The sequence below is a fragment of the Klebsiella sp. Ech2A genome (genome assembly GCF_030078455.1).
GTDB lineage: Bacteria > Pseudomonadota > Gammaproteobacteria > Enterobacterales > Enterobacteriaceae > Klebsiella > Klebsiella terrigena.
The window spans coordinates 1-1,222 of record NZ_JAQGFU010000432.1; the positions used below are offsets into that span (position 1 = coordinate 1).

Below are 1,222 nucleotides of genomic sequence, written 5' to 3' on the forward strand. Positions count from 1 at the left end.
GCTAAAGTCCCACCGTGAAAATGGACTTTACGTGCCCTCCCCGACGGGGATTCCTTCTAAAAAGTCGCCTTATTTGTTATATTGTGCTTATTGATCACTCACCTCTGCGGTGCCAAAAAGAATAATATTCACCGCGACCCAGGAAGATGAAATGCTAGATTACCGCTTCCCGACAGCTTTGCAGATGGTTCTCAGCGTAGCGATGGCGGAGCAGTTGGGTGAACGTTCGACCAGCGCGATCCTCGCCTATGGCCTGGAAGCCAATCCGAGCTTTATCCGTAAACTGATGGTTCCCCTCACGCGCGACGGCATTATCGTCTCGACGCTGGGGCGCAACGGATCCATCCACCTTGGCCGCCCGGCTGATAAAATCACCCTGCGCGATATCTACGTCTCCGTGATTGAAGACAAAAAGCTGTGGGCTTCGCGTCCTGACGTCCCGGCCCGCTGCGTGGTCAGCGCCAACGCCTGCTGGTACTTCAAGTCCATCGCCGACGAAGCCGAGCAGGCATCGCTGAACGTGCTGGCCCGCCATACCGTGGCAAGCGCGCTGGAAAAGGTCAAAAAAGGCGATATCAGCGGCTGCCTGCCGCTGTTCGAAGCAGACGATATCGCCAAAAAAGCGCACTAAATCCGCCGCTCCGGCTCCCTTAAATAGCAAAAAACCGCCTTCACTGAAGGCGGTTTTTTTTATGCTCCAAAGGCTGCTCACAGCGTCAGGAGGGCTGAGCTTCCGCTACCGGCTTGCCGCGCGCGACGAACTTGCGCAGCGTGACGTAGAACACCGGCGTCAGGAACAGACCGAACAGCGTCACCCCTAACATCCCGGAGAACACCGTGATCCCGGTGACGCCGCGAACCTCCGCGCCCGCACCGTGTCCCAGAATCAGCGGAATGGTCCCGGCGATAAAGGCAATCGAGGTCATCACAATCGGACGCAGACGCAGGCGGCAGGCCTCCAGTGCGGCCTCAACGATCCCTTTCCCCTGCATCTCCAGCTCGCGGGCGAACTCGACGATCAGGATGGCGTTCTTACAGGCCAGCCCCATCAGCACCACCAGCCCCACCTGCACGAACACGTTATTATCCCCGCCGGTTAGCCAGACGCCGAACAGCGCGGAGAGCAGGGTCATCGGGACGATCAGGATCACCGCCAGCGGCAGCGTCCAGCTCTCATACAGCGCCGCCAGCACCAGGAACGCCAGCAGCACCGCGACCGGGA

General features: G+C 59.2%; 2 protein-coding genes. One reads left to right on the top strand and one right to left on the bottom strand.

Annotated features, from left to right (window positions below):
- The first annotated feature begins 151 nt into the window (after positions 1 to 151).
- On the top strand, positions 152 to 631 hold the full coding sequence (locus tag PFH44_RS27740; protein WP_133601464.1) for an RrF2 family transcriptional regulator: 480 nt from the start codon (positions 152 to 154) through the stop codon (positions 629 to 631).
- An 85-nt stretch (positions 632 to 716) separates the two neighbouring features.
- On the opposite strand, the gene PFH44_RS27745 is transcribed toward PFH44_RS27740, so the two are convergent.
- A partial coding sequence (locus tag PFH44_RS27745; protein WP_283826861.1) for an efflux RND transporter permease subunit occupies positions 717 to 1,222 on the bottom strand: 506 nt, incomplete at its 5' end.

Excerpts from the sequence above, each read along its gene's own strand:
- PFH44_RS27740 (WP_133601464.1), top strand. The coding sequence starts at position 152 with ATGCTAGATTACCGCTTCCCGACAGCTTTGCAGATGGTTCTCAGCGTA.